Source organism: Mesorhizobium sp. M1027 (assembly GCF_040318745.1).
In the GTDB taxonomy this organism is placed as follows: domain Bacteria; phylum Pseudomonadota; class Alphaproteobacteria; order Rhizobiales; family Rhizobiaceae; genus Mesorhizobium.
Genome location: NZ_JAMYMW010000007.1, coordinates 12,119 through 29,955, shown reverse-complemented (window position 1 = coordinate 29,955; position 17,837 = coordinate 12,119). Strand labels below are relative to the sequence as shown.

Here is a 17,837-nt window from a genome sequence, read left to right as displayed (position 1 = left end):
CCCTGCTCATCCAGAACACATCAGCCGAATTTAGGGTCGAGGCTGCCGGATTTATAGCGCCTGGCCATTTCCGATAGCGGCAGCGGCTTGATCTTCGGTGCGTTGCCAGCGGTGCCGAATTGCTCGAAACGCTCCTTGCAGAGCTTTCGCATGGCGGCCATCGCCGGCGTCAGATATTTGCGCGGGTCGAATTCGCCCGGGTTCTCGGTCAGCACCTTGCGAATGGCGCCGGTCAGCGCCATGCGGTTGTCGGTATCGATGTTGATCTTGCGCACGCCGTGCTTGATGCCGCGCTGGATCTCCTCGACCGGCACCCCCCATGTCGGCTTCATCTGGCCGCCGTATTTGTTGATGATCTCCTGCAGCTCTTCCGGCACCGAGGACGAGCCGTGCATGACGAGATGCATGTTCGGCAGGCGGCGGTGAATTTCCTCGATGACGTTCATGGCCAGCACAGCGCCGTCCGGCTTGCGGCTGAACTTGTAGGCGCCGTGGCTGGTGCCCATGGCGACGGCCAGCGCATCGACACGGGTGTCGCGCACGAACTGTTCGGCCTGCACGGGATCGGTCAGCAGCTGGTCGTGGCTGATGACGCCCTCGACGCCATGGCCGTCCTCCTGCTCGCCGCCACCCATCTCCAGCGATCCGAGAACGCCGATCTCGCCTTCCACCGAGACGCCGCCCCAATGCGCCATGTCGACGACGCGGCGGGTGATGCCGGAATTATAGGTGTAGTCGGCCGGTGTCTTGCCGTCTTCCTTCAGCGATCCGTCCATCATCACCGACGTGAAGCCGTGCTGGATCGCGGTGACGCAAGTGGCTTCGTTGTTGCCATGGTCGAGATGCATGCAGACCGGGATATCGGGATGGATTTCGACCAGCGCGTCGATCAGCTTGGCCAGCACCACATCGTTGGCGTAGGCTCGCGCGCCGCGGCTCGCCTGCAGGATAACCGGCGATTTGGTCTCCTCGGCTGCCTCCATGACGGCGAGGCCCTGTTCCATATTGTTCATGTTGAAGGCAGGCACGCCATAGCCGTATTCGGCGGCATGATCGAGCAATTGTCTCAGTGTGATGCGAGCCACTCAGTAGTCTCCCGTATCCGGTTTCGAGCCAGTGTTTGCGGGCTGTTCGGTTGTCGTCGAGCCCCTGATGCTTCTGGCCGGATTTCCGCGGCACCGCAACCGCTGGGCGCTCGGCCGGCAGCAATTCTTGTTACAGCACGCGACCAGAAGCGTCATGATATCCCATAGAGACATAACATTATCACAAAAAATTTGATGGCTTGTGCGACGTTTGCTGTTATGTCTCGGAACCGGGGTGCACGAGGAAGCCGCGGAAATGAAGAGCGACGGCCGTCGGCAAGGCATCATGGATTTTCTGATGGACACCGGTACGGCCAGTGTCGACGATCTTGCCTCACGCTTCGGCGTGTCGAAGATGACCGTCCACCGCGACCTCGACGAGCTCGAGGAAAGCGGCTTTCTGCGCAAGGTGCGCGGCGGCGCCTCGATCCAGCCGAGCAGCCTTTTCGAGAGCGATTTCCGTTACCGCCAGAGATTGGCTGGCGACGAGAAAAAGCGCATCGCCGTCGCCGCCGTGAGGATGATCGAACCGGGCCAGACGGTGATTATCGACGACGGCTCGACCGCGGGCGGCGTTGCTCGGCACCTTGCCGATCTGCGTCCGCTGACGGTGATCTCGAACAACCTGGCTGTCATCCAGGATTTGGCGGGCGTTGCCGGCATCAACCTGATTGCGCTTGGCGGCCAATACAGCAAGAAGTTCCACGGCTTCTTCGGCCTGCTCGCCGAAGACACGCTGAAATCTTTGCGCGCAGATGTCGCCTTCCTGTCTTCATCGGCCATCCATGGTGCCTCTGCCTTTCACCAAGATCAGGAAGTGGTCCAGACCAAACGGCTGATGATGGCCGCAGCAGCGCGCAAATATCTGCTGGCCGATCACGGCAAGTTTGGCCGCACCGCCTTGCACTTCCTGACCGATCTCAAGGCCTTCGACATGGTCTTCACCGGCCGCGAGCCGCAGCCGCAGATGCGCGCCGCGCTGGATGGCGCTGGCGTTTCGCTGACCGTGATCGCAGACTAGGAGGGCGCGTATGGTTTATTGGGTCGGCACCAGCTGGAAAATGAACAAGACGCTCGCCGAGGCGATGGCTTTCGCCGAGGCGCTGGCGGAGTTCGTCCCCGGTTTCGACGAGCGCATTCAGCCTTTCGTCATCCCGCCCTTCACGGCGGTCCGCGAGGTCAAGAAAGCGCTGTCGCCGACACGCATCAAGGTTGGCGCGCAGAACATGCATTGGGCCGACGCCGGTGCCTGGACCGGCGAGATCTCGCCGGTAATGCTGAAAGACTGCGAACTTGATATGGTAGAGTTGGGCCACAGCGAACGGCGCGAGCATTTCGGCGAGACCGACAAGGCTGTCGGGCTGAAGACTGCAGCGGCGGTGAAGCACGGTCTCGTGCCACTCATCTGCGTCGGCGAGACCTTGGCTCAACGCAACAGCGGGCAGGCCGCTGCGATACTGGCCCTGCAGGTGCACGGCGCACTGCAGTTTCTCGAAGGGGCGGCGAAGGCGGCGACGATCCTGTTTGCCTATGAGCCGGTCTGGGCGATCGGCGACAAGGGCGTGCCGGCCAGTTCTGATTATGCCGACAGGCAGCAGGCGCTGATCAAGAAAATCGCCCGCGACCTGCTGCCGGTGGTGCCGCCGGTGCTTTATGGCGGCAGCGTCAATCCGCAAAATGCCGCCGAACTGGTCGGCCAGCCCAATATAGACGGCTTGTTCATCGGCCGTTCCGCCTGGCAGGCGGAAGGCTATATCGACATCCTCAAACGCGCCTCGGCGGCGATCTGAAGCATCGAACAGGAAGGAAACCGAACATGAAAATAGCCATTGGAGCCGACAGCGCCGGCAAGCCGCTGCTCGACGTCATTGCCGCTCACCTCGCCACCAAGCCCGGCCTCACGGTTAGCGACCTCAGCCAGGCGGGCTACTATGCCGACCTGTCGCAGAAGCTCGCCCAGACCATCCTGGACGGCGAGAACGATCGCGGCATCCTGTTTTGCGGCACCGGCATCGGCGTATCCATTTCCGCCAACAAGGTGCCCGGCATTCGCGCCGCACTCACCCACGACACCTATTCGGCAGAGCGCGCGGCAAAATCCAACAACGCCCAGATCATCACCATGGGCGCGCGCGTCATCGGCCCGGAACTGGCCAAGTCGATCGTCGACGCCTGGCTCGCATCGGAATTCGATGAGAAGGGACCATCGGCCGGCAATGTCCAGGCCATCGACAGGCTCGACGCGGCGAAGCGGGGTTAAGCCAGACTGTTCCGCATTGCCCTGATGATCGTCACGGCCGATGCGGCGCCAGGATCGAGATGGCCGATCGAGCGCTCGCCGAGACGCGAAGAGCGGCCCTTCGTGGCGATCATGTCCTTGGTCGCCTCGGCGCCGCTTTCGGCCGCGGCAAGTGCCGCATCCAGGCTCTCGGACAGGCTCTTGCCGGCTTCCTGTGCGACACCCGCTGCCTGCGCTGCCGGCAGCCAGGCGTCGACCATGGTCTTTTCGCCGAGCTCGGCCTTGCCGCGATCCTGGATGCCTTGTGCCATCGCCCGGAACATGGCGATGACGTCAGCGTCCTCCAGAATTGCCTTGCCTTTGACGGCGGCGGCACCGCGCATGAAGGCGGTCGCATAGAGCGGGCCCGACGAGGCGCCGACTGCGTTGAGAAACGACTTTGCCGCGGTGTTGAGCAATGCCGTCGGCTCGGTCGACGCATCGATCTGGTCCAGCGTGTCGCGCACAGCGCCGAAGCCTAGTGCCATGGCGATGCCATGGTCGGCGTCGCCGATGACGCCGTCGAGCCGGCAGAGCCTGTCCTTGTCGGCGTCGATCGCCGCGGCGATCGCATCGAACATTCTTTTCAATTTGGCCGTATCGGTGGATGTCATGATGCTCTCTCAGCCGGCGCGGAACATGGCGCAGTCGCAGGGATGGTCGAGCATCTCCTGCAATTCGCCGTCGAGATGCATCAGCGTCACCGAGGCGCCGGCCATTTCGAGCGAGGTGCAATAATTGCCGACCCAGGTCGCGTGGACGGAAACGCCGATGTCATCGAGCCTCTGCTTGATCCGCCGGTTCATGATGTAGAGCTCCATCAGCGGCGTTGAGCCGAGCGAATTGACGAGCACGGCGACCTTATCGCCGCGCGCCGGCGCCATCTCGTCGAAGATCTTGTCCAGCATCTCGTCGGTGATCTCGTCGGCGGTTTTCAATTTTCCGCGCGCGATGCCCGGTTCGCCATGAATGCCCATGCCGATCTCCATCTCGTCCGGCCCGATCTCGAAATTGGGCCGGCGGGTCTGCGGCAGCGAGCAGGGCGACAGTGCCACGCCCATGGTAAAGGTGTGATCGTTGGCCTTCCTGGCAATGCGTTCGCATTCATCGAATGACAGCATCCGGTCGCAGGCTGCACCAGCGGCCTTGAAGATGAAGAAATTGCCGGCGACGCCGCGCCGCTTCTGCCTCTGGTCGCGTGGCGCCGAGGCGACGTCGTCGGTGGTCAGCACGGTGCGCACTTCGATGTCGTCCATCGCCGCCATCTCTGCGGCCATGTCGAAGTTCATCACGTCGCCAGCATAGTTGCCGTACATGAACAGCACGCCGGCGCCGCCGCTGGCCGCCTTGGCGCATTCGAGGATCGGGTCCGGCGGCGGCGAGGCGAAGACATTGCCGATTGCGGCGGCGTCGGCCAGCCCCTTGCCGACGAAGCCGAGGAAGGTCGGCTCGTGGCCCGAGCCGCCACCGATGACGAGACCGACCTTGTCGGGGCGTGGGCCGTCGCGGGCGATGATGGAGCGCGGACTTCCCTCCGCACTGCTGAGATGGCGCGGATGCGCAGCCAGGATGCCCTCCAGCATCTCGTCGACGGAGCGGTTACCGTCATTGATGATCTTCTTGGTCTGCACCGGCATCCTCCCTGGTTTTCGTGAGATACTACAGCGCCTTACCGGGATTTCCACCCGCGACGGAGATTTCATGCCGCGATGCGTTCGCGTGCCGCCAGCAGTTGCACGCAGGCACTGGCCGCCTCTTTGCCCTTGACCTTGAAATGCTCGAAGAAGAAGCGGTGATGGTCCGCGCTGTCATGGTAGTTGTGCGGCGTCAGCACCGCCGAAAGCACGGGCACGCCAGTCGACAATTGCACGTTCATCATGCCGTCGATGACAGCGCCCGCCACGAATTCATGGCGGTAGATGCCGCCATTGACGACAAACGCCGCGCCGAGGATCGCCGCATAGCGACCGGTCTGGGCCAAGGTCTTTGCATGCAGGGGAATCTCATAGGCACCCGGCACGTCGAAGACATCGACGGCAAAGCGTTTCTCCCCGAGAACCGCCAGTTCCGCCTCGAACGCTTCAACGCATTGGTCGACGATGTCGGCGTGCCAGCGCGCCCGAATGACGGCAACGCGGATCATTTCATAGTTTTTCCGGGAATGCTGATTCATGGGTCCATCCTTCCGTTTCGAACCAGAATCAGGACGCACGATAGGGAATCCGAACCGCGAGAGCGGACCCGTCTTCCATTCGTTCTCTTCCATCCGGACTTTGACCGTCGGCTCCGGAATCACACCGGATCTGCTGACCCTTCCGATCATCTGGAAGGCGCTCGCGGGCTTGGGCCGAAACCCTTCACCGCCGGTGGGGACTTTCACCCCGCCCTGAGAACATTGACGGCGTTTGTATGAAAGGGCTGGATGACGCTGTCAACCACCGGCGTCGCGGTCACCCTTGAGGGCGAGGAGGCGCTGACAACTTGCAGCGTCAAATGGCGATCACAGGCAAGGCAGGCAGCACCTTGTCCAAGGTGATGGGAAATTCACGCACTCGCACGCCGGTCGCGTTGTAAATGGCGTTGGCGACAGCTGCCCCGGCACCGCACACGCCGAGCTCGCCGAGACCCTTTGCGCCAAGCGGGTTGGCCTTGTCGTCATCTTCCTCGAGGAAGGCGACCTCCATATCGGGGACATCGCCATTGACCGGCACATGATACTCGGCAAGATCGTGATTGACGAAGTGGCCGTAGCGCGGATCGAGCACCGTCTGCTCCATCAGCGCTGCACCGATCCCCCAGGTCATGCCGCCGATGATTTGCGAGCGCGCGGTCTTGGCGTTGAGGATACGGCCCGCGCCGATCACAGTCAGCATCCGGCGCATGCGGATTTCACCGGTATCGCAATCGACAGCGACCTCTGCGAAATGCGCGCCATAGGAATGCTGCGAATAGGTCTTGTATGACTGGGTAGTGGCGCCCGCGGCTACGGAGCCTTCGGCTTCGAGCCCGTCGGGAGAGATCCCTCGGATAAGATCGGCCAGGCTCGCCGATCGCTGGCCGACCCTGACCTCGCCGTCGGCAAAGCTTGCCTCGGTGGCGTTCGCGCCGCGCAACGGCGAGGCTTCGTTCGACTGCGCCGCCTCCAGGATGCGTTCCTTCAGAGCGTTGCAGGCGTTGTGCAGCGCCGAACCCGCGCTTGCTGCGCCCCAGGACCCGCCGGAGCCGGCGGTACGCGGGAAGCGGCTGTCGCCAAGCTCCACTTTGATGGACGAGATCGGCAGGCCGAGGCTCTCCGCCACGATCTGGGTCAGGATCGTATAGGTGCCGGTCCCGATATCGGTCATGTCGAGCCGCGCCGTCACCCGACCGTCCCGGTCGATCGCAACCCGCGCCGTCGCCGCGCCGATGTAGTTCGGACGGATTGCCGCCGCCATGCCGTAGCCGATGAGCTTGCGGCCCTCTCGGGTGCGGCCAGGTGTCGGGTTTCTCCGCTCCCAACCGAAACGGCGGGCGCCTTCCTCCATGCAGGCGACGAGATTGCGGGTGGAGAACGGCACGCCGCGCTCGGGATCCTGTGCCGGCTCGTTTCGGACCCTGAGTTCGATCGGGTCCAGGCCGAGCCGGTCGGCGAGCTCATCCATGGCGCATTCGAAAGCCAGCATGCCGGGCGCTTCGCCGGGCGAGCGCATCCATTCGCCGCGGTTGATATCCAGCGGAACCAGGCGATGGCGGGTGAGACGGTTCGGCGCCACATAGAGCGAGCGCGCAAAAACTGCCGTTTGTTCGCAGTACTCCTCGAAGCTGGACGTTGCGGACCAGACATCGTGCGCGATCCCGGTGAGCCGCCCGTCGGTGCGCGCGCCGAGACGCACCTGTTGGATCATCTCTGCACGATGACCGGCATTGGCGAACATCTGTTGTCGCGTCAGCGCGATCTTCACGGGGCGCCGCAGGACCTGCGCTGCAAGCGCGGCCAGGATCGTATCGGCATGGACAATCAGCTTGGACCCGAAGCCTCCGCCGATGAAGGGGCTCACGATGCGCACTCGCTCGGGCGGGATGCGAAGCGTGCTGGCGACCCCGGCCCGGAAGTTCGCGAGGGTCTGCGCCGATGTACGGATCGTCAGCTCGTTGCCTGACCAGGCAGCAAGCGTCGCATGAGGCTCCATCGGATTGTGATGTTCGAAAGGCGTCCGGTACGTGGCATCGATCTTGACCGGAGCCACAGCAAAGGTGCTCTCGAAGTCGCCGATCACGCTGTCGGTCTCGAAGCCGGCATTTGTCCGCTTTGGTGCATAGGCGTCGGCCTTATGGCCCGGTAGATCGTAGACGCCCGGCTCCTCGTCGTAGCGCACCATGATGAGGCCCGCAGCAGCGCGTGCCGCCTCGAACGTCTCCGCAACGATCAGCGCGACGGGCTCGTCGTAATACCGCACCCGCTCGCTGTTGAGCGCGGGCCGGGCGCGCGTGAAGACCTCCGGCACCGTCGGCGTGACCGTTGGGCCGAAATCCGGCTGGGCCGGCGCATTGCGGTGCGTCATGACGAGCAACACTGCCGGCGCCCGTTCGGCTTCGGTCGTGTCGATCTCGGCGATGCGGCCCTTGGCGACGGAGGCGCCGAGAATGTAGCCAAAGGCTGTACCATCCAGCTCATTCTCGTAAGCGTATGTGGCGCCGCCCGTCACTTTGAGCGGACCGTCGATGCGGTCGATCGGCCGCCCGATGACGCCGGCATCGGGACGAGGTTTCACCCCTGAATGGATGGCGGAGCCGGGCAGTCCGGGTATGGTGTCGTTCATAAGTCACCTAAAGATTTCATTGGGAGTTCAGAAGCATCGAGGCCGCGACGACGCCTCTTCCTTGCACCTTCATGTTCGTCGCGCGGCGGCCGGAGCTCACGCGGCGATCTCGCCGAAATACTCGCGAAACTCGACCAGCCTCCCTGTCGGGCCGGCCCGCATGAAGATCGCATGCAGGCCAGTGTAGGGCGCGCCACTGATTGTCCCGCTCCCGCGATCGCAGACGATGACCCAGTCGGCGGCGAAGAGCTTGAGATCGACGGTCGATTTCGTGATCCTGTTTCCCTGCGCTTGATGCGCGGCGGTCCAGGCTGCGAGTGCCTGCTTGCCTTCTGGCGGTCCATGTCGGCCTCGTTGCTCGCCGACAGGGAATTGGAAGGTCATCGTCTCATCGCAAGAATCAAGGAATGCCGTCCAGTCGCCAGAGGCCCAGCCGGCAAAGAAGGCGTCAACGGCGGCCTCGAGCACGTGACGAGCTGCCGGGTCGGATGTGGCGCCCCAGGCTGCGGCGGCAGAAACAAAAAGGCCGCCACCCGCGGCGGCAACGGCGCGTCGCGTGAGTTTCATATCGATCCCCCGCTCGTCGCCTGCATCTGGGAACCGCTGCTCGGGGTCGTCGTCTCTGTCATCGCACCACCTCATGCACGTTCGACGGCAGCAGCGAGCGTGTGCCGCATCGTCCGTTTCGCCAGCGGGACCTTGAAATCATTGGCGCCATGCCCGACGGCTCCGGCGAGCGCGGCTTCGGCCGCGTCGGTAAAGGCACCGTGGGACGCCGCCGCGCCTGCCAGCGCGCGCTCCGCCTCCGTCGCGCGCCAGGGTTTCGCTGCCACGCCGCCCATGGCGATCCGAGCGCTTCGGATACGGTCGCCGCTTTTCTCGACGATTGCTGCCACCGACACCAGCGCGAAGGCGTAGGAGGCACGGTCGCGCACCTTGCGGTAAAGCTGCCGGCCGGGTGGTGGCGGCGGCAGGGTAACCGCAACGACCATTTCGCCGTGGCCGAGCACGGTCTCCACATGGGGCGTCGCCTCGGGCAATCGATGGAAATCGCCGATCGTGATCGTGCGGGTCTCACCGCCGGGCGAGACGGTCTCGATCCAGGCGTCGAGCCCGGACATGGCGACCGCCATGTCAGAAGGATGTACCGCGATGCAGGCTTCGCTCGCGCCGAGTACGGCGTGCATGCGGTTGAAGCCCTGAAGCGCCGCGCAGCCCGAACCCGGCTGGCGCTTGTTGCAGGGCATGTTGCGGTCATAGAAGTAGGGGCAGCGCGTACGCTGCAGGAGATTGCCGCTGGTCGAGGCCTTGTTGCGTATCTGTCCAGACGCTCCCGCCAGCAGCGCTTGCGTGAGCATCGGGTAGCGCGACCTTACCCGTGGGTCGGCGGCGAGATCGCTATTGCGGACCTGGGCGCCGACCCGAAGCCCGCCTTCCGCCGTCTCCTCGATCCGATCAAGAGGCAGCCGGCTGATGTCGACGAGATGCGCTGGGCGCTCGATCTCGAGCTTCATCAGGTCGAGCAGGTTGGTGCCGCCGCTGATGAACTTGGCGTCCGGCCGGGCCGCAACCGCGGCGGCCGCCTGCTCGGCACTCGTCGCACGTTCATAAGTGAAGGACTGCATTGCTCATGCCTCCTCTGCCGCGTCGCGGATTGCAGCGACAATGTTCGGATAGGCGGCGCAACGGCAGATGTTGCCGCTCATCCGCTCGCGGATCTCGACATCGGTGAGACCGACGGAAGCCGCTGCCACGTCAGCGCTCGCATGGCTTGGCCAGCCGGCCCGCGCTTCGCCCAGCATACCAACCGCCGAGCAGATCTGGCCTGGCGTACAGTAGCCGCACTGGAAACCGTCGCGGGCGATGAAGGCAGCCTGGACCGGATGCAGCCGGTCACCCTCGGCAAGGCCCTCGATCGTGGTGATCTCGTCGCCTTCATGCATTGCGGCAAGCGTCAGGCAGGAATTGATCCGGCGCCCATCGACGAGCACCGTGCATGCGCCGCACTGGCCGTGGTCGCAGCCCTTCTTCGAGCCGGTGAGGCCGAGATGGTTGCGCAGGGCGTCGAGCAGCGTCGTCCGCGGGTCGAGCGCGATGGCAAGATCCTTCGCGTTGATCCGCAACGATATCGTCATCGTCGGTACCGGCGTGGCCGATGCCGCCGCCGTGACGGTCTCGGCCGGCTCGGCGTCAACCGGTATTCCGGTAGCCAGGAGCACCCCGGTCGCAACACCGCCTTCCAACACCATCCGACGCGTCGGCCCGCTCCTGTTGTCCGTTTTGGCCATGCATGATCTCCCAGTCGCAATGAAGCGCAGACGGCAACTTGACCCGAGCAACCCTCGGGTTCTGTCACCCAACGACACTGGAGGTGGGAGTGCGCGCGGCGCCTTTCTTTCAAGAAACCGGCGGCACTATCAGGATTCTGGAGAAGAATTCATCCGATAGGCACGAGGCGTCGTGCGCCTTAGACGTCGGAAGGTCGTGGTGAAGTGGCTCTGGCTTGAAAAGCCGAGCCGAAAGGCAATGATACCGATCGACAAACCCGTTTCGCGCAGCAACACCTCCGCTCGCCGCACCCGTTCCTCGATCACATAGGCATAGGGTGCAAGGCCGGTCGTCGCCTTGAAGCGACGCGCAAAGCTGTCGACGGCCATGCCCGCGACGGCTGCCAGCTCGCTTAGCGAAATGTCGGAATTCATATGCGCATCGATGTAATCCCGAACGCGACCAAGTGCTCGGCGGCTGAGACAGCCGTGACGTACAAACCGCTGTTGCTCCCGGCTCAGGTTGGCCACGCGGAGGCTGACCAGGGCGACCAGATGCTCGACATAGGCAGTGTCTGGCTTGTGGCCGAGTGCCATCTCGTCGCGAAGCGAACTCAGGAGCGTGGCGACGACCGCGTCTTTCTTGTTTACCAGTATAGGCAGATTCCTCAGGCGTTCGCATCCGGGAAGCCTGATATCGGGATCGATCCACAGGGCTGAATAGGAGAGGTTTACATCGCGATAGAAGCCCTGTCGCTCCGCGCCTGCCGGGACGAAGGTGAGGGCTCCGGGACGGTCCATTCCATCGTAAAGGGATCGTGCCTCGTGCCGGATGGATGTATGGGACGTGCCGCCTTCTTCGGTCAGCACGATCAGATGATGAGGGGCTGTCCAGCGGAGCTCCGCCTCCCGGCACGCCCACCGCCGGTTGTCGAACACGATCGAGGAGCTGACCCATGACGCGGTTTGCAGGGGCTCCGACTTCTCGTCCTGGCTCCGAACCCGTCCGTCACCAAGCAATGGTCTGAATGACATCGCGGTACCCCGCTTGTTCACTCGCCGGGCCGTGGTCAACCCCGGCTTCGAGCGTTGGGCGCCGCCCCGCCGCTACGCATACGGCCGTCCATGTGGGACAGGCAACGGGCGTTTTTAACCGTGCCGTGGTCAAGAAATCGTGAGATGAGGCAATCCAGAGCGCCCTCCCGGAAAAGCCGATCATCCGCGCTCGGGAAACATCGTCTTCAGGCCTTCGCGCGAGGCCGTAGCGACACCGCGTTCGGTGATCAAACCGGTGACCAGCCGCGCCGGCGTCACGTCGAAGGCCGGATTGGCCGCCGGCGTGGCTTCCGGCGACACGCGGACCTGGGCGATCTCGCCGGACGCGGTCTTGCCCCAGACCAGCGAGACCTCGTCGGGCGAGCGCTGTTCGATCGGGATTTCGGCCAGCCCGTCGCCCACGGTCCAGTCGATCGTCGGCGACGGCAGCGCGACATAGAACGGCACGTCGTTGTCGGCGGCGGCCAGTGCCTTGAGATAGGTACCGATCTTGTTGCACACATCGCCGTCGGCGGTGGTCCTGTCGGTGCCGACGACGACCATGTCGATCTGGCCACGCTGCATCAGATGGCCGCCGGCGTTGTCGACAATGAGCGTATGCGGCACGCCGTGGCCGGCCATCTCCCAGGCGGTCAATTGGGCACCCTGGTTGCGGGGTCGCGTTTCATCGACATAGACATGGACTGGAATGCCGGCTTCCGTCGCCAGATAGATCGGCGCGGTGGCGGTGCCGTAGTCGACGGTGGCCAGCCAGCCGGCATTGCAGTGGGTTAGGATGTTGACTGGTTCGCCCGGCTGCTTGCGCGCCGCGATCGCCTTGATGATTTCGAGCCCATGGGCGCCGATGGCGCGGTTGAGGCCGACATCCTCGTCGGCGATCTCGCCGGCACGCCGATACGCAGCCGCGGCACGTTCTGCCAGGGGAAGCGTCAGCAGGAAGCGCTGCATTTCGTTCAGCGCCCAGCGCAAATTGATCGCCGTCGGGCGCGTTTCGTGCAAGGTTGCCCAGACGGCGTCGAGTGCTGCATCCGACGGGTCGTCGGCCATCTGCATGGCGACGCCATAGGCCGCGGTGACGCCGATCAGCGGCGCCCCGCGCACCCACATGTCGCGGATTGCCGTGGCGATGCCGGCGACGGTATCGATCTTTTCGATGCGGAACTCGTGCGGCAGCCAGCGCTGGTCGATGATCTCCACCGAACGCCCGTCGTCACTCGGCCAGATGGTGCGGTAGTGGCGGTCGCCGACGTTCAAATCCTGCTCTCCCGTTCGATCAGCGCGGCCAACCGGTTGACCTCGTCGATGCTGTGGATCTGGCGCCGGTTGACGGCGAGGTGACGGCCGAATTTCAGCGCCTTTGCCTCACATCTGGCGCGCAGATCAGGATCGGCAATGGTCTCGAAATCGGCATTATGGGCAAGGCCGAGAATGCGCCGGTGAACCTCGACGCCGGCAAAGCCGAGCAGATCGGTCCAGATCAACTGCAGCACGTGGTCGAGCGCCTGCTCGGCGCCAAGCCTGTCGCCTTGATCTTCGAACAGGCTCTTCTGGTAGAGCATGCCGGTACGCTCCGTCCGCCACAGATGCGAGAACTCGACGCGGAACACCGACCATGTCTCGACCGTAACGCCGAGCAGATAGTCCCGCATGGCATCGCGGCTTCCGTCCTGTTCATGGCCGCGCTGCGAGAAGAACGCCATCCAGAAATTGGCGAGCAGCATGCCGACGTCGAAGGCGATCGGGCCGTAGAAGGCGAATTCGGGATCGATCATCCGCGTTTCGGTGTCGGTGACCATGATCGAGCCGGAATGCAGGTCGCCATGCAGCAGCGTCTCGGCATTGGCAGCGAAGATGTGCTTCATGCGCTGCGCCTCGACCTTGAGGTCGCGGTCGGCGCGCAGCTCGGCGACAATGCCGTCGAGCTGCGGGCTGGTGTGCCGGTTCATCTTGGCATCGAAATACGGATCCGAGAAAACCAGGTTCTCGGTGATGTCGCAGAGTTCGACATTGTCGGCGAACAGCGCCAGATCGGCCTTGCGATCCTTGGTCGCCATATGCAGGTCGGAGCCGCGAAACAACGTGCGGGCCATGAACAAGCCGATGTCTTTCGCGATGTTCGGCAATTGCCGGCCTTCGATCAGTGCCCGCCGCAGGATGATGTGCGGCGACAGGTACTCCATGATGATCAGCGCCTGGCCTTCATCGAAGTGGTAGATCTCAGGCACCGAACCCGGCGCCCGTGCCTGTTGCCGCGTCAGCGCATGGTATTCGAAGAAGGAGCGTTTTAACGGCAGCGGCCAGCTGTCGCCGACCAGCCGGACGTAGGGCAGGGCCTGCTTGACGACGGCCGCACCCTGAGCACCCTCGACGATGAACACAAGGTTCAGATTGCCGTCGCCGACTTCACGAACTTTCCACTGGCTCGTATCCTTGCCGATCTGCGAACACAGGGCCTCGTTGGCACCGAGACGGCCCGCCAGTGTCTCGACCGACAGTGCTTCGAACGGCGATTTCCCAGTCATCCTCACCTCCCGCTTATGAGCTCCGATGATAGCGGAGCCATGGCGGCCGGGCCAAGCTAGGAAGCCTTCTGGCAATTGTCAATCGTGTTGACAATTGCCGATATAGCCCATAGCGTCAGGTCAGGGAGGAACGAATGGGCAATGATGCCGTGTTCCGCGTCGACGGCCTGAGGAAATCCTTTGGCCATATCGAGGTGCTTGGCGGCGTCTCGCTCGAATTGCATGCCGGCGAGATGACCGTGCTGATGGGCGCCAACGGCGCCGGCAAATCCACCCTCGTCAAGATCATCAGCGGCGTTTACGACCATGGCGGCGGCTCGATGTCGCTTGCCGGTCAGGACTTCGACCCGAAAACGCCGGCGGAGGCGATCCGCGCCGGCGTCGTTACCGTCCACCAGAACATCAATGACGGTGTCGTCGCCGACCTCGACGTCGCCACCAATCTTACCCTCGACAGGTTGAGCGGCAGCGGCGTGCCGACGCTGTTCAATCCGGGCCGAGTGCGTCGCGAGGCAAAGGCGGTGGCCGACCGTATGGGACTGGCCATCGACCTCAAGGCCCGGATCAGCGATCTCTCTCTGGCCGACCGCCAGATGGTGGCGATCGCCCGCGCCATGGCGCACCGGCCGAAAGTGCTGATCCTCGACGAGCCGACCTCCTCGCTGTCCAGCGCCGAAGCCGACCGGCTGTTCGCATTGCTCGACCGGCTCCGCCGGCAAGGCGTGGCGATCCTCTACATCTCGCACCGTATGTCGGACATCAGGCGACTTGCCGATCGCATCATTTCGATGCGCGATGGAGTCATCTCAGGCATCTTCGACAGGAAGCCGCTGGATTACGAAGGTGCGGTCAACGCCATGCTCGGCCGCAAGATCCAGCTTGAGCGGATCGTCGCCAGGAATTCGGCCAAGGCAATTTTTGCCACTGACGGGTTGCGGATTGCAGAAGGCGCCAGGCCGATTTCGCTGACCCTCGGCGACGGCGAGGTCGTCGCCATCACCGGCCTCGTCGGTGTCGGCAAGACCGCACTCGCCGAGACGCTGTTCGGTTTGCGCAAGCCGCTGTCCGGGACCATGGTGCTGAACGGGAAACCCTATGCGCCGGCGTCGACCGGCGAAGCGATTGCCGCCGGCGTGTTTCTCGTCGCCAAGGACCGGGGCGAAAACGGCATCGTCGGCGACTTCAACATCCAGGAAAACATCAGCCTGCCGTTCCACAGTCGCATGTCGCGTCTCGGTGTTCTCAAACGCGGTATCGAACGCGCTGTTGCCCGCCAGCAGATCCAGGAGTTGGGCATCGTCTGCCGCTCCGAGAGGGACGAGATGGCGTCGCTTTCCGGTGGCAATCAGCAGAAGGTGATGGTCGCCCGCTGGATGTCGCAGGCGGCAAGGCTTTTCATCCTCGACGAGCCGTTTCAAGGTGTGGACATCTCGGCCAGACGCGATATCGCCGCAAAGCTGCGGGCGAGCGCCCACGGCCGCGCGACGCTGCTGTTCGTCACCGAACTCGACGAAGCCCTGGAGACAGCCGATCGCATCCTGGTGATGTCGGAGCAGACGATCGTCGGCGAGCACCGCAATACCGATGTCGATCTCGAGCGGCTATTGGCCGAAGTGGCGGGCGGGCCGTTGCACAGCGCAGCCTGACAGCGGGAAGACGATGAGAATTGGAATGGAGAGGGTATGAATTCGGGTCGGATAAAGACGGTGCCAGCGTGCGGGAGCGCTGAATGATCCTGCGCGACCATGCTATTCGATACGGCTTCATCGTTCTGTTGTTCGGGCTGATCGCCTATTTCGCCGTCGCCGCCGATGGTTTCGTCTCGCCGCAAAGCGCCGTCTTCATCTTCCAGTCGGTCGCCATCACCGGCGTTCTGGCGCTCGGCGTCACCGCTACGCTGGTCGTCGGCGGCTTCGACCTGTCGATCGGCTCGGTCGCCACCAGCGCCATGATGGCGGCTGCCTACGTCATGGTGGTGCTGGAACAGAACGCCGTCGTGGCGGTCGTCGTCTGCCTTGTGATCGGCGCCGTCGTCGGCCTCATCAATGGCTGGCTGATCGTCTATATGCGGGTGCCGGACCTTTTGGCGACGCTCGGCATGATGTTCCTGCTTGTCGGCCTGCAGCGCATACCTACCGAGGGCCGTTCGATCGCCACCGGCATGACCATGCCCGACGGCTCGGTCGCCAACGGCAGCTTCGGCGCCGCGTTCCTGGCGCTTGGCCGCCATCGCTTCGACTTCTTCATCCCGAACCTCATCCCGGTGTCGGTCGTCGTCCTGCTCGTGCTGGCCGTACTGATCTGGTTCTTTCTAGAATACACGCGTTTCGGGCGCATGATGTATGCGGTCGGCAGCAACGAACGCGCTGCCGAACTCGCCGGCGCGCCTGTCAAGGCATACAAAATCTGGGCCTACGTTATTTCTGGGGTTTTTGCCTCGATCGGCGGCATTTTGCTCGCCGCCCGGCTTGGACGTGGCGACATCGCCTCGGGTAATAATCTTTTGCTCGACGCGGTGGCTGCGGCACTCATCGGTTACGCGGTTCTCGGCGCCGCCAAGCCGAACGCCTTCGGCACGGCTGTCGGCGCGGTGTTTGTCGGCGTGCTGCTGCAGGGCCTGACGATGATGAACGCGCCTTACTACACACAGGATTTCGTCAAGGGCGTGGTTCTCGTGGTCGCCCTTGTCTTCACCTTCGCCCTGTCCGGCAGGGGCAGGAGATAGGGTTCGACCGGGTCACATTTTGGGTTCAACAAGTGGAGGAAGCGACGTGAACATCACAAGAAGACTTTTGGGGAAGGCAGCGCTCGGGCTTGCCGGCGCAACATTGCTGATGCAGTTGCCGGCAATGGCGCAGGATCGGCCAGCGCCGTTCGACAAGCCGGGCGCCGTCAAGATAGCGCTGGTCCGCTATCTCTCGACCGGCGACTTCTTCCAGGCGTATTTGTCCGGCGTCGAGGCGCAGGCCAAGGCGCTCGGCGTCGACCTGCGCGTGCTCGACAGTCGCCAGGACGCAGCGCTTCAGGCCGACATGGTCGACCAGGCCATCGCGCTCGGCGTCCAGGGCATCATCATCCAGCACGGACTGACGGAATCGATGAAGGACGCCGCCCAGCGCGCGGTCGATGCCGGCATCAAGGTCGTCGCGTTCGACGTCAATGTCGAAAACCCCAAGATCCCGCAGATCGAGCAATCCGACCGCGACCTCGCGCGCCTGGCGCTCGAACAGGCGGTCAAAGACAATGGCGAGAGCTGGAAGGCCGGCTATGTCTATGTCGCCGGCATCGCCCCGCTCGACCGCCGCAACGAGACCTGGGTCGAATTCAAGAAGAAATATTCGGGCATCAACGAAGTCGCCATGTTCGGCACGCTCGACAATCCGATCGCCAATTCGGTCGCCAACCAGGCTCGCTCGGTGTTGTCGGCTCATCCCGACATCAAGGTGATGTTCGCGCCCTATGACGAATTCGCCAAAGGCGTGAAGATCGCCGTCGACGAGGCCGGATTGAACAAGGACATCAAGATCTATTCGGCCGACATCTCGACCTCGGACATCGCCGCGATGCGCGAGCCGGACAGCGCCTGGGCCGCAACCGCCGCCACCAACCCGGCCGTCGTCGGCCAGGTCTCGGTGCGTGCGCTGGCGCAGCTGTTGGCCGGTGAAGATCCCGGCCACAACGTCATCGTGCCGCCGACGCTGATCACTCAGAAGGATCTGATCGACAAGGACATCAAGAACATGGAGGACCTCTCGGCCAAGCTGCCGCAATTCGCCCATGCCGACGTCGCGATGCCGGCCTGGATGCCGAACCCGAACGCGAAGTAGTCT

Annotated in this window: 17 protein-coding genes and 1 riboswitch; of the genes, 6 read left to right on the top strand and 11 right to left on the bottom strand. The window is 63.6% G+C overall.

Going from position 1 to position 17,837, the window contains the following annotated elements; genetic code table 11:
* Positions 1 to 20 precede the first annotated feature (20 nt).
* Positions 21 to 1,085 (bottom strand): class II fructose-bisphosphate aldolase, encoded by a 1,065-nt coding sequence (gene fba / locus NKH50_RS14760; protein WP_352879542.1) that lies wholly within the window; start codon positions 1,083 to 1,085, stop codon positions 21 to 23.
* 256 nt (positions 1,086 to 1,341) lie between these two features.
* On the opposite strand from fba, the gene NKH50_RS14755 reads away from it, so the two are divergent.
* The 3 genes from NKH50_RS14755 to derI are packed head-to-tail and all read left to right on the top strand — an operon-like array spanning position 1,342 to position 3,345.
* Entirely contained in the window at positions 1,342 to 2,106 is a 765-nt protein-coding gene (locus tag NKH50_RS14755; protein WP_352701788.1) for a DeoR/GlpR family DNA-binding transcription regulator, read from the top strand.
* Between the two features lie 10 nt (positions 2,107 to 2,116).
* On the top strand, positions 2,117 to 2,875 hold the full coding sequence (locus tag NKH50_RS14750; RefSeq protein ID WP_352701786.1) for a triose-phosphate isomerase: 759 nt from the start codon (positions 2,117 to 2,119) through the stop codon (positions 2,873 to 2,875).
* A gap of 26 nt (positions 2,876 to 2,901) precedes the next feature.
* Entirely contained in the window at positions 2,902 to 3,345 is a 444-nt protein-coding gene (gene derI, locus NKH50_RS14745; RefSeq protein ID WP_254818715.1) for a D-erythrulose-4-phosphate isomerase, read from the top strand.
* On the opposite strand, the gene dhaL is transcribed toward derI, so the two are convergent.
* The 10 genes from dhaL to mtnK all read right to left on the bottom strand — a co-directional run bounded on the left by dhaL (position 3,342) and on the right by mtnK (position 14,007).
* Positions 3,342 to 3,977, bottom strand: coding sequence for a dihydroxyacetone kinase subunit DhaL (gene dhaL, locus NKH50_RS14740; RefSeq protein ID WP_352701783.1), 636 nt, complete (start codon positions 3,975 to 3,977; stop codon positions 3,342 to 3,344). The genes derI and dhaL overlap by 4 nt on opposite strands.
* 9 nt (positions 3,978 to 3,986) lie before the next feature.
* On the bottom strand, positions 3,987 to 4,994 hold the full coding sequence (locus tag NKH50_RS14735; protein ID WP_352701781.1) for a dihydroxyacetone kinase subunit DhaK: 1,008 nt from the start codon (positions 4,992 to 4,994) through the stop codon (positions 3,987 to 3,989).
* Between the two features lie 68 nt (positions 4,995 to 5,062).
* The gene (locus tag NKH50_RS14730) at positions 5,063 to 5,536 is read right to left on the bottom strand and encodes a 6,7-dimethyl-8-ribityllumazine synthase (protein ID WP_352701779.1); all 474 of its coding nucleotides are present in this window, start codon (positions 5,534 to 5,536) and stop codon (positions 5,063 to 5,065) included.
* 77 nt (positions 5,537 to 5,613) lie between these two features.
* A riboswitch (FMN riboswitch) is annotated at positions 5,614 to 5,761 on the bottom strand.
* Positions 5,762 to 5,852: 91 nt separating this feature from the next.
* Complete coding sequence (locus NKH50_RS14725) at positions 5,853 to 8,162, bottom strand: xanthine dehydrogenase family protein molybdopterin-binding subunit (protein WP_352879538.1); 2,310 nt, start codon at positions 8,160 to 8,162, stop codon at positions 5,853 to 5,855.
* A 96-nt stretch (positions 8,163 to 8,258) separates the two neighbouring features.
* The gene (locus tag NKH50_RS14720) at positions 8,259 to 8,729 is read right to left on the bottom strand and encodes a nuclear transport factor 2 family protein (RefSeq protein ID WP_352476550.1); all 471 of its coding nucleotides are present in this window, start codon (positions 8,727 to 8,729) and stop codon (positions 8,259 to 8,261) included.
* 71 nt (positions 8,730 to 8,800) lie between these two features.
* Positions 8,801 to 9,787: an FAD binding domain-containing protein gene (locus tag NKH50_RS14715; RefSeq protein ID WP_352879536.1), complete on the bottom strand. Its 987-nt coding sequence runs from the start codon at positions 9,785 to 9,787 to the stop codon at positions 8,801 to 8,803.
* 3 nt (positions 9,788 to 9,790) lie between these two features.
* Complete coding sequence (locus NKH50_RS14710; protein WP_352476552.1) at positions 9,791 to 10,450, bottom strand: 2Fe-2S iron-sulfur cluster-binding protein; 660 nt, start codon at positions 10,448 to 10,450, stop codon at positions 9,791 to 9,793.
* Between the two features lie 129 nt (positions 10,451 to 10,579).
* Positions 10,580 to 11,464 carry a helix-turn-helix domain-containing protein gene (locus NKH50_RS14705; RefSeq protein WP_352879826.1) on the bottom strand — a complete coding sequence of 295 codons (885 nt, stop codon included), beginning with the start codon at positions 11,462 to 11,464 and terminating at the stop codon, positions 10,580 to 10,582.
* 180 nt (positions 11,465 to 11,644) lie between these two features.
* Positions 11,645 to 12,739: an S-methyl-5-thioribose-1-phosphate isomerase gene (gene mtnA / locus NKH50_RS14700; protein WP_352505326.1), complete on the bottom strand. Its 1,095-nt coding sequence runs from the start codon at positions 12,737 to 12,739 to the stop codon at positions 11,645 to 11,647.
* Positions 12,736 to 14,007, bottom strand: a complete 1,272-nt coding sequence (mtnK, locus tag NKH50_RS14695; RefSeq protein WP_352879533.1) for an S-methyl-5-thioribose kinase — start codon at positions 14,005 to 14,007, stop codon at positions 12,736 to 12,738. The genes mtnA and mtnK overlap by 4 nt, the downstream gene beginning before the upstream one ends.
* Before the next feature lie 134 nt (positions 14,008 to 14,141).
* Between mtnK and NKH50_RS14690 the strand changes: the two genes are divergently transcribed.
* The 3 genes from NKH50_RS14690 (at position 14,142) to NKH50_RS14680 (ending at position 17,834) form a co-directional block, all read left to right on the top strand.
* Positions 14,142 to 15,653: a sugar ABC transporter ATP-binding protein gene (locus NKH50_RS14690; RefSeq protein ID WP_352879531.1), complete on the top strand. Its 1,512-nt coding sequence runs from the start codon at positions 14,142 to 14,144 to the stop codon at positions 15,651 to 15,653.
* An 83-nt stretch (positions 15,654 to 15,736) separates the two neighbouring features.
* Entirely contained in the window at positions 15,737 to 16,732 is a 996-nt protein-coding gene (locus NKH50_RS14685; RefSeq protein WP_352476556.1) for an ABC transporter permease, read from the top strand.
* Positions 16,733 to 16,778: 46 nt separating this feature from the next.
* Positions 16,779 to 17,834, top strand: a complete 1,056-nt coding sequence (locus tag NKH50_RS14680) for a substrate-binding domain-containing protein (protein ID WP_352505322.1) — start codon at positions 16,779 to 16,781, stop codon at positions 17,832 to 17,834.
* Positions 17,835 to 17,837: the final 3 nt, after the last annotated feature.

Bases quoted from the DNA above. Each gene is read 5' to 3' on its own strand.
- NKH50_RS14730 (WP_352701779.1), bottom strand. From the start codon at position 5,536: ATGAATCAGCATTCCCGGAAAAACTATGAAATGATCCGCGTTGCCGTC.
- mtnK (WP_352879533.1), bottom strand. From the start codon at position 14,007: ATGACTGGGAAATCGCCGTTCGAAGCACTGTCGGTCGAGACACTGGCG.
- NKH50_RS14685 (WP_352476556.1), top strand. From the start codon at position 15,737: ATGATCCTGCGCGACCATGCTATTCGATACGGCTTCATCGTTCTGTTG.
- NKH50_RS14720 (WP_352476550.1), bottom strand. From the start codon at position 8,729: ATGAAACTCACGCGACGCGCCGTTGCCGCCGCGGGTGGCGGCCTTTTT.
- NKH50_RS14725 (WP_352879538.1), bottom strand. From the start codon at position 8,162: ATGAACGACACCATACCCGGACTGCCCGGCTCCGCCATCCATTCAGGG.
- dhaL (WP_352701783.1), bottom strand. From the start codon at position 3,977: ATGACATCCACCGATACGGCCAAATTGAAAAGAATGTTCGATGCGATC.
- NKH50_RS14710 (WP_352476552.1), bottom strand. From the start codon at position 10,450: ATGGCCAAAACGGACAACAGGAGCGGGCCGACGCGTCGGATGGTGTTG.
- NKH50_RS14755 (WP_352701788.1), top strand. From the start codon at position 1,342: ATGAAGAGCGACGGCCGTCGGCAAGGCATCATGGATTTTCTGATGGAC.
- NKH50_RS14690 (WP_352879531.1), top strand. From the start codon at position 14,142: ATGGGCAATGATGCCGTGTTCCGCGTCGACGGCCTGAGGAAATCCTTT.
- NKH50_RS14715 (WP_352879536.1), bottom strand. From the start codon at position 9,787: ATGCAGTCCTTCACTTATGAACGTGCGACGAGTGCCGAGCAGGCGGCC.
- derI (WP_254818715.1), top strand. From the start codon at position 2,902: ATGAAAATAGCCATTGGAGCCGACAGCGCCGGCAAGCCGCTGCTCGAC.
- NKH50_RS14750 (WP_352701786.1), top strand. From the start codon at position 2,117: ATGGTTTATTGGGTCGGCACCAGCTGGAAAATGAACAAGACGCTCGCC.
- NKH50_RS14705 (WP_352879826.1), bottom strand. From the start codon at position 11,464: ATGTCATTCAGACCATTGCTTGGTGACGGACGGGTTCGGAGCCAGGAC.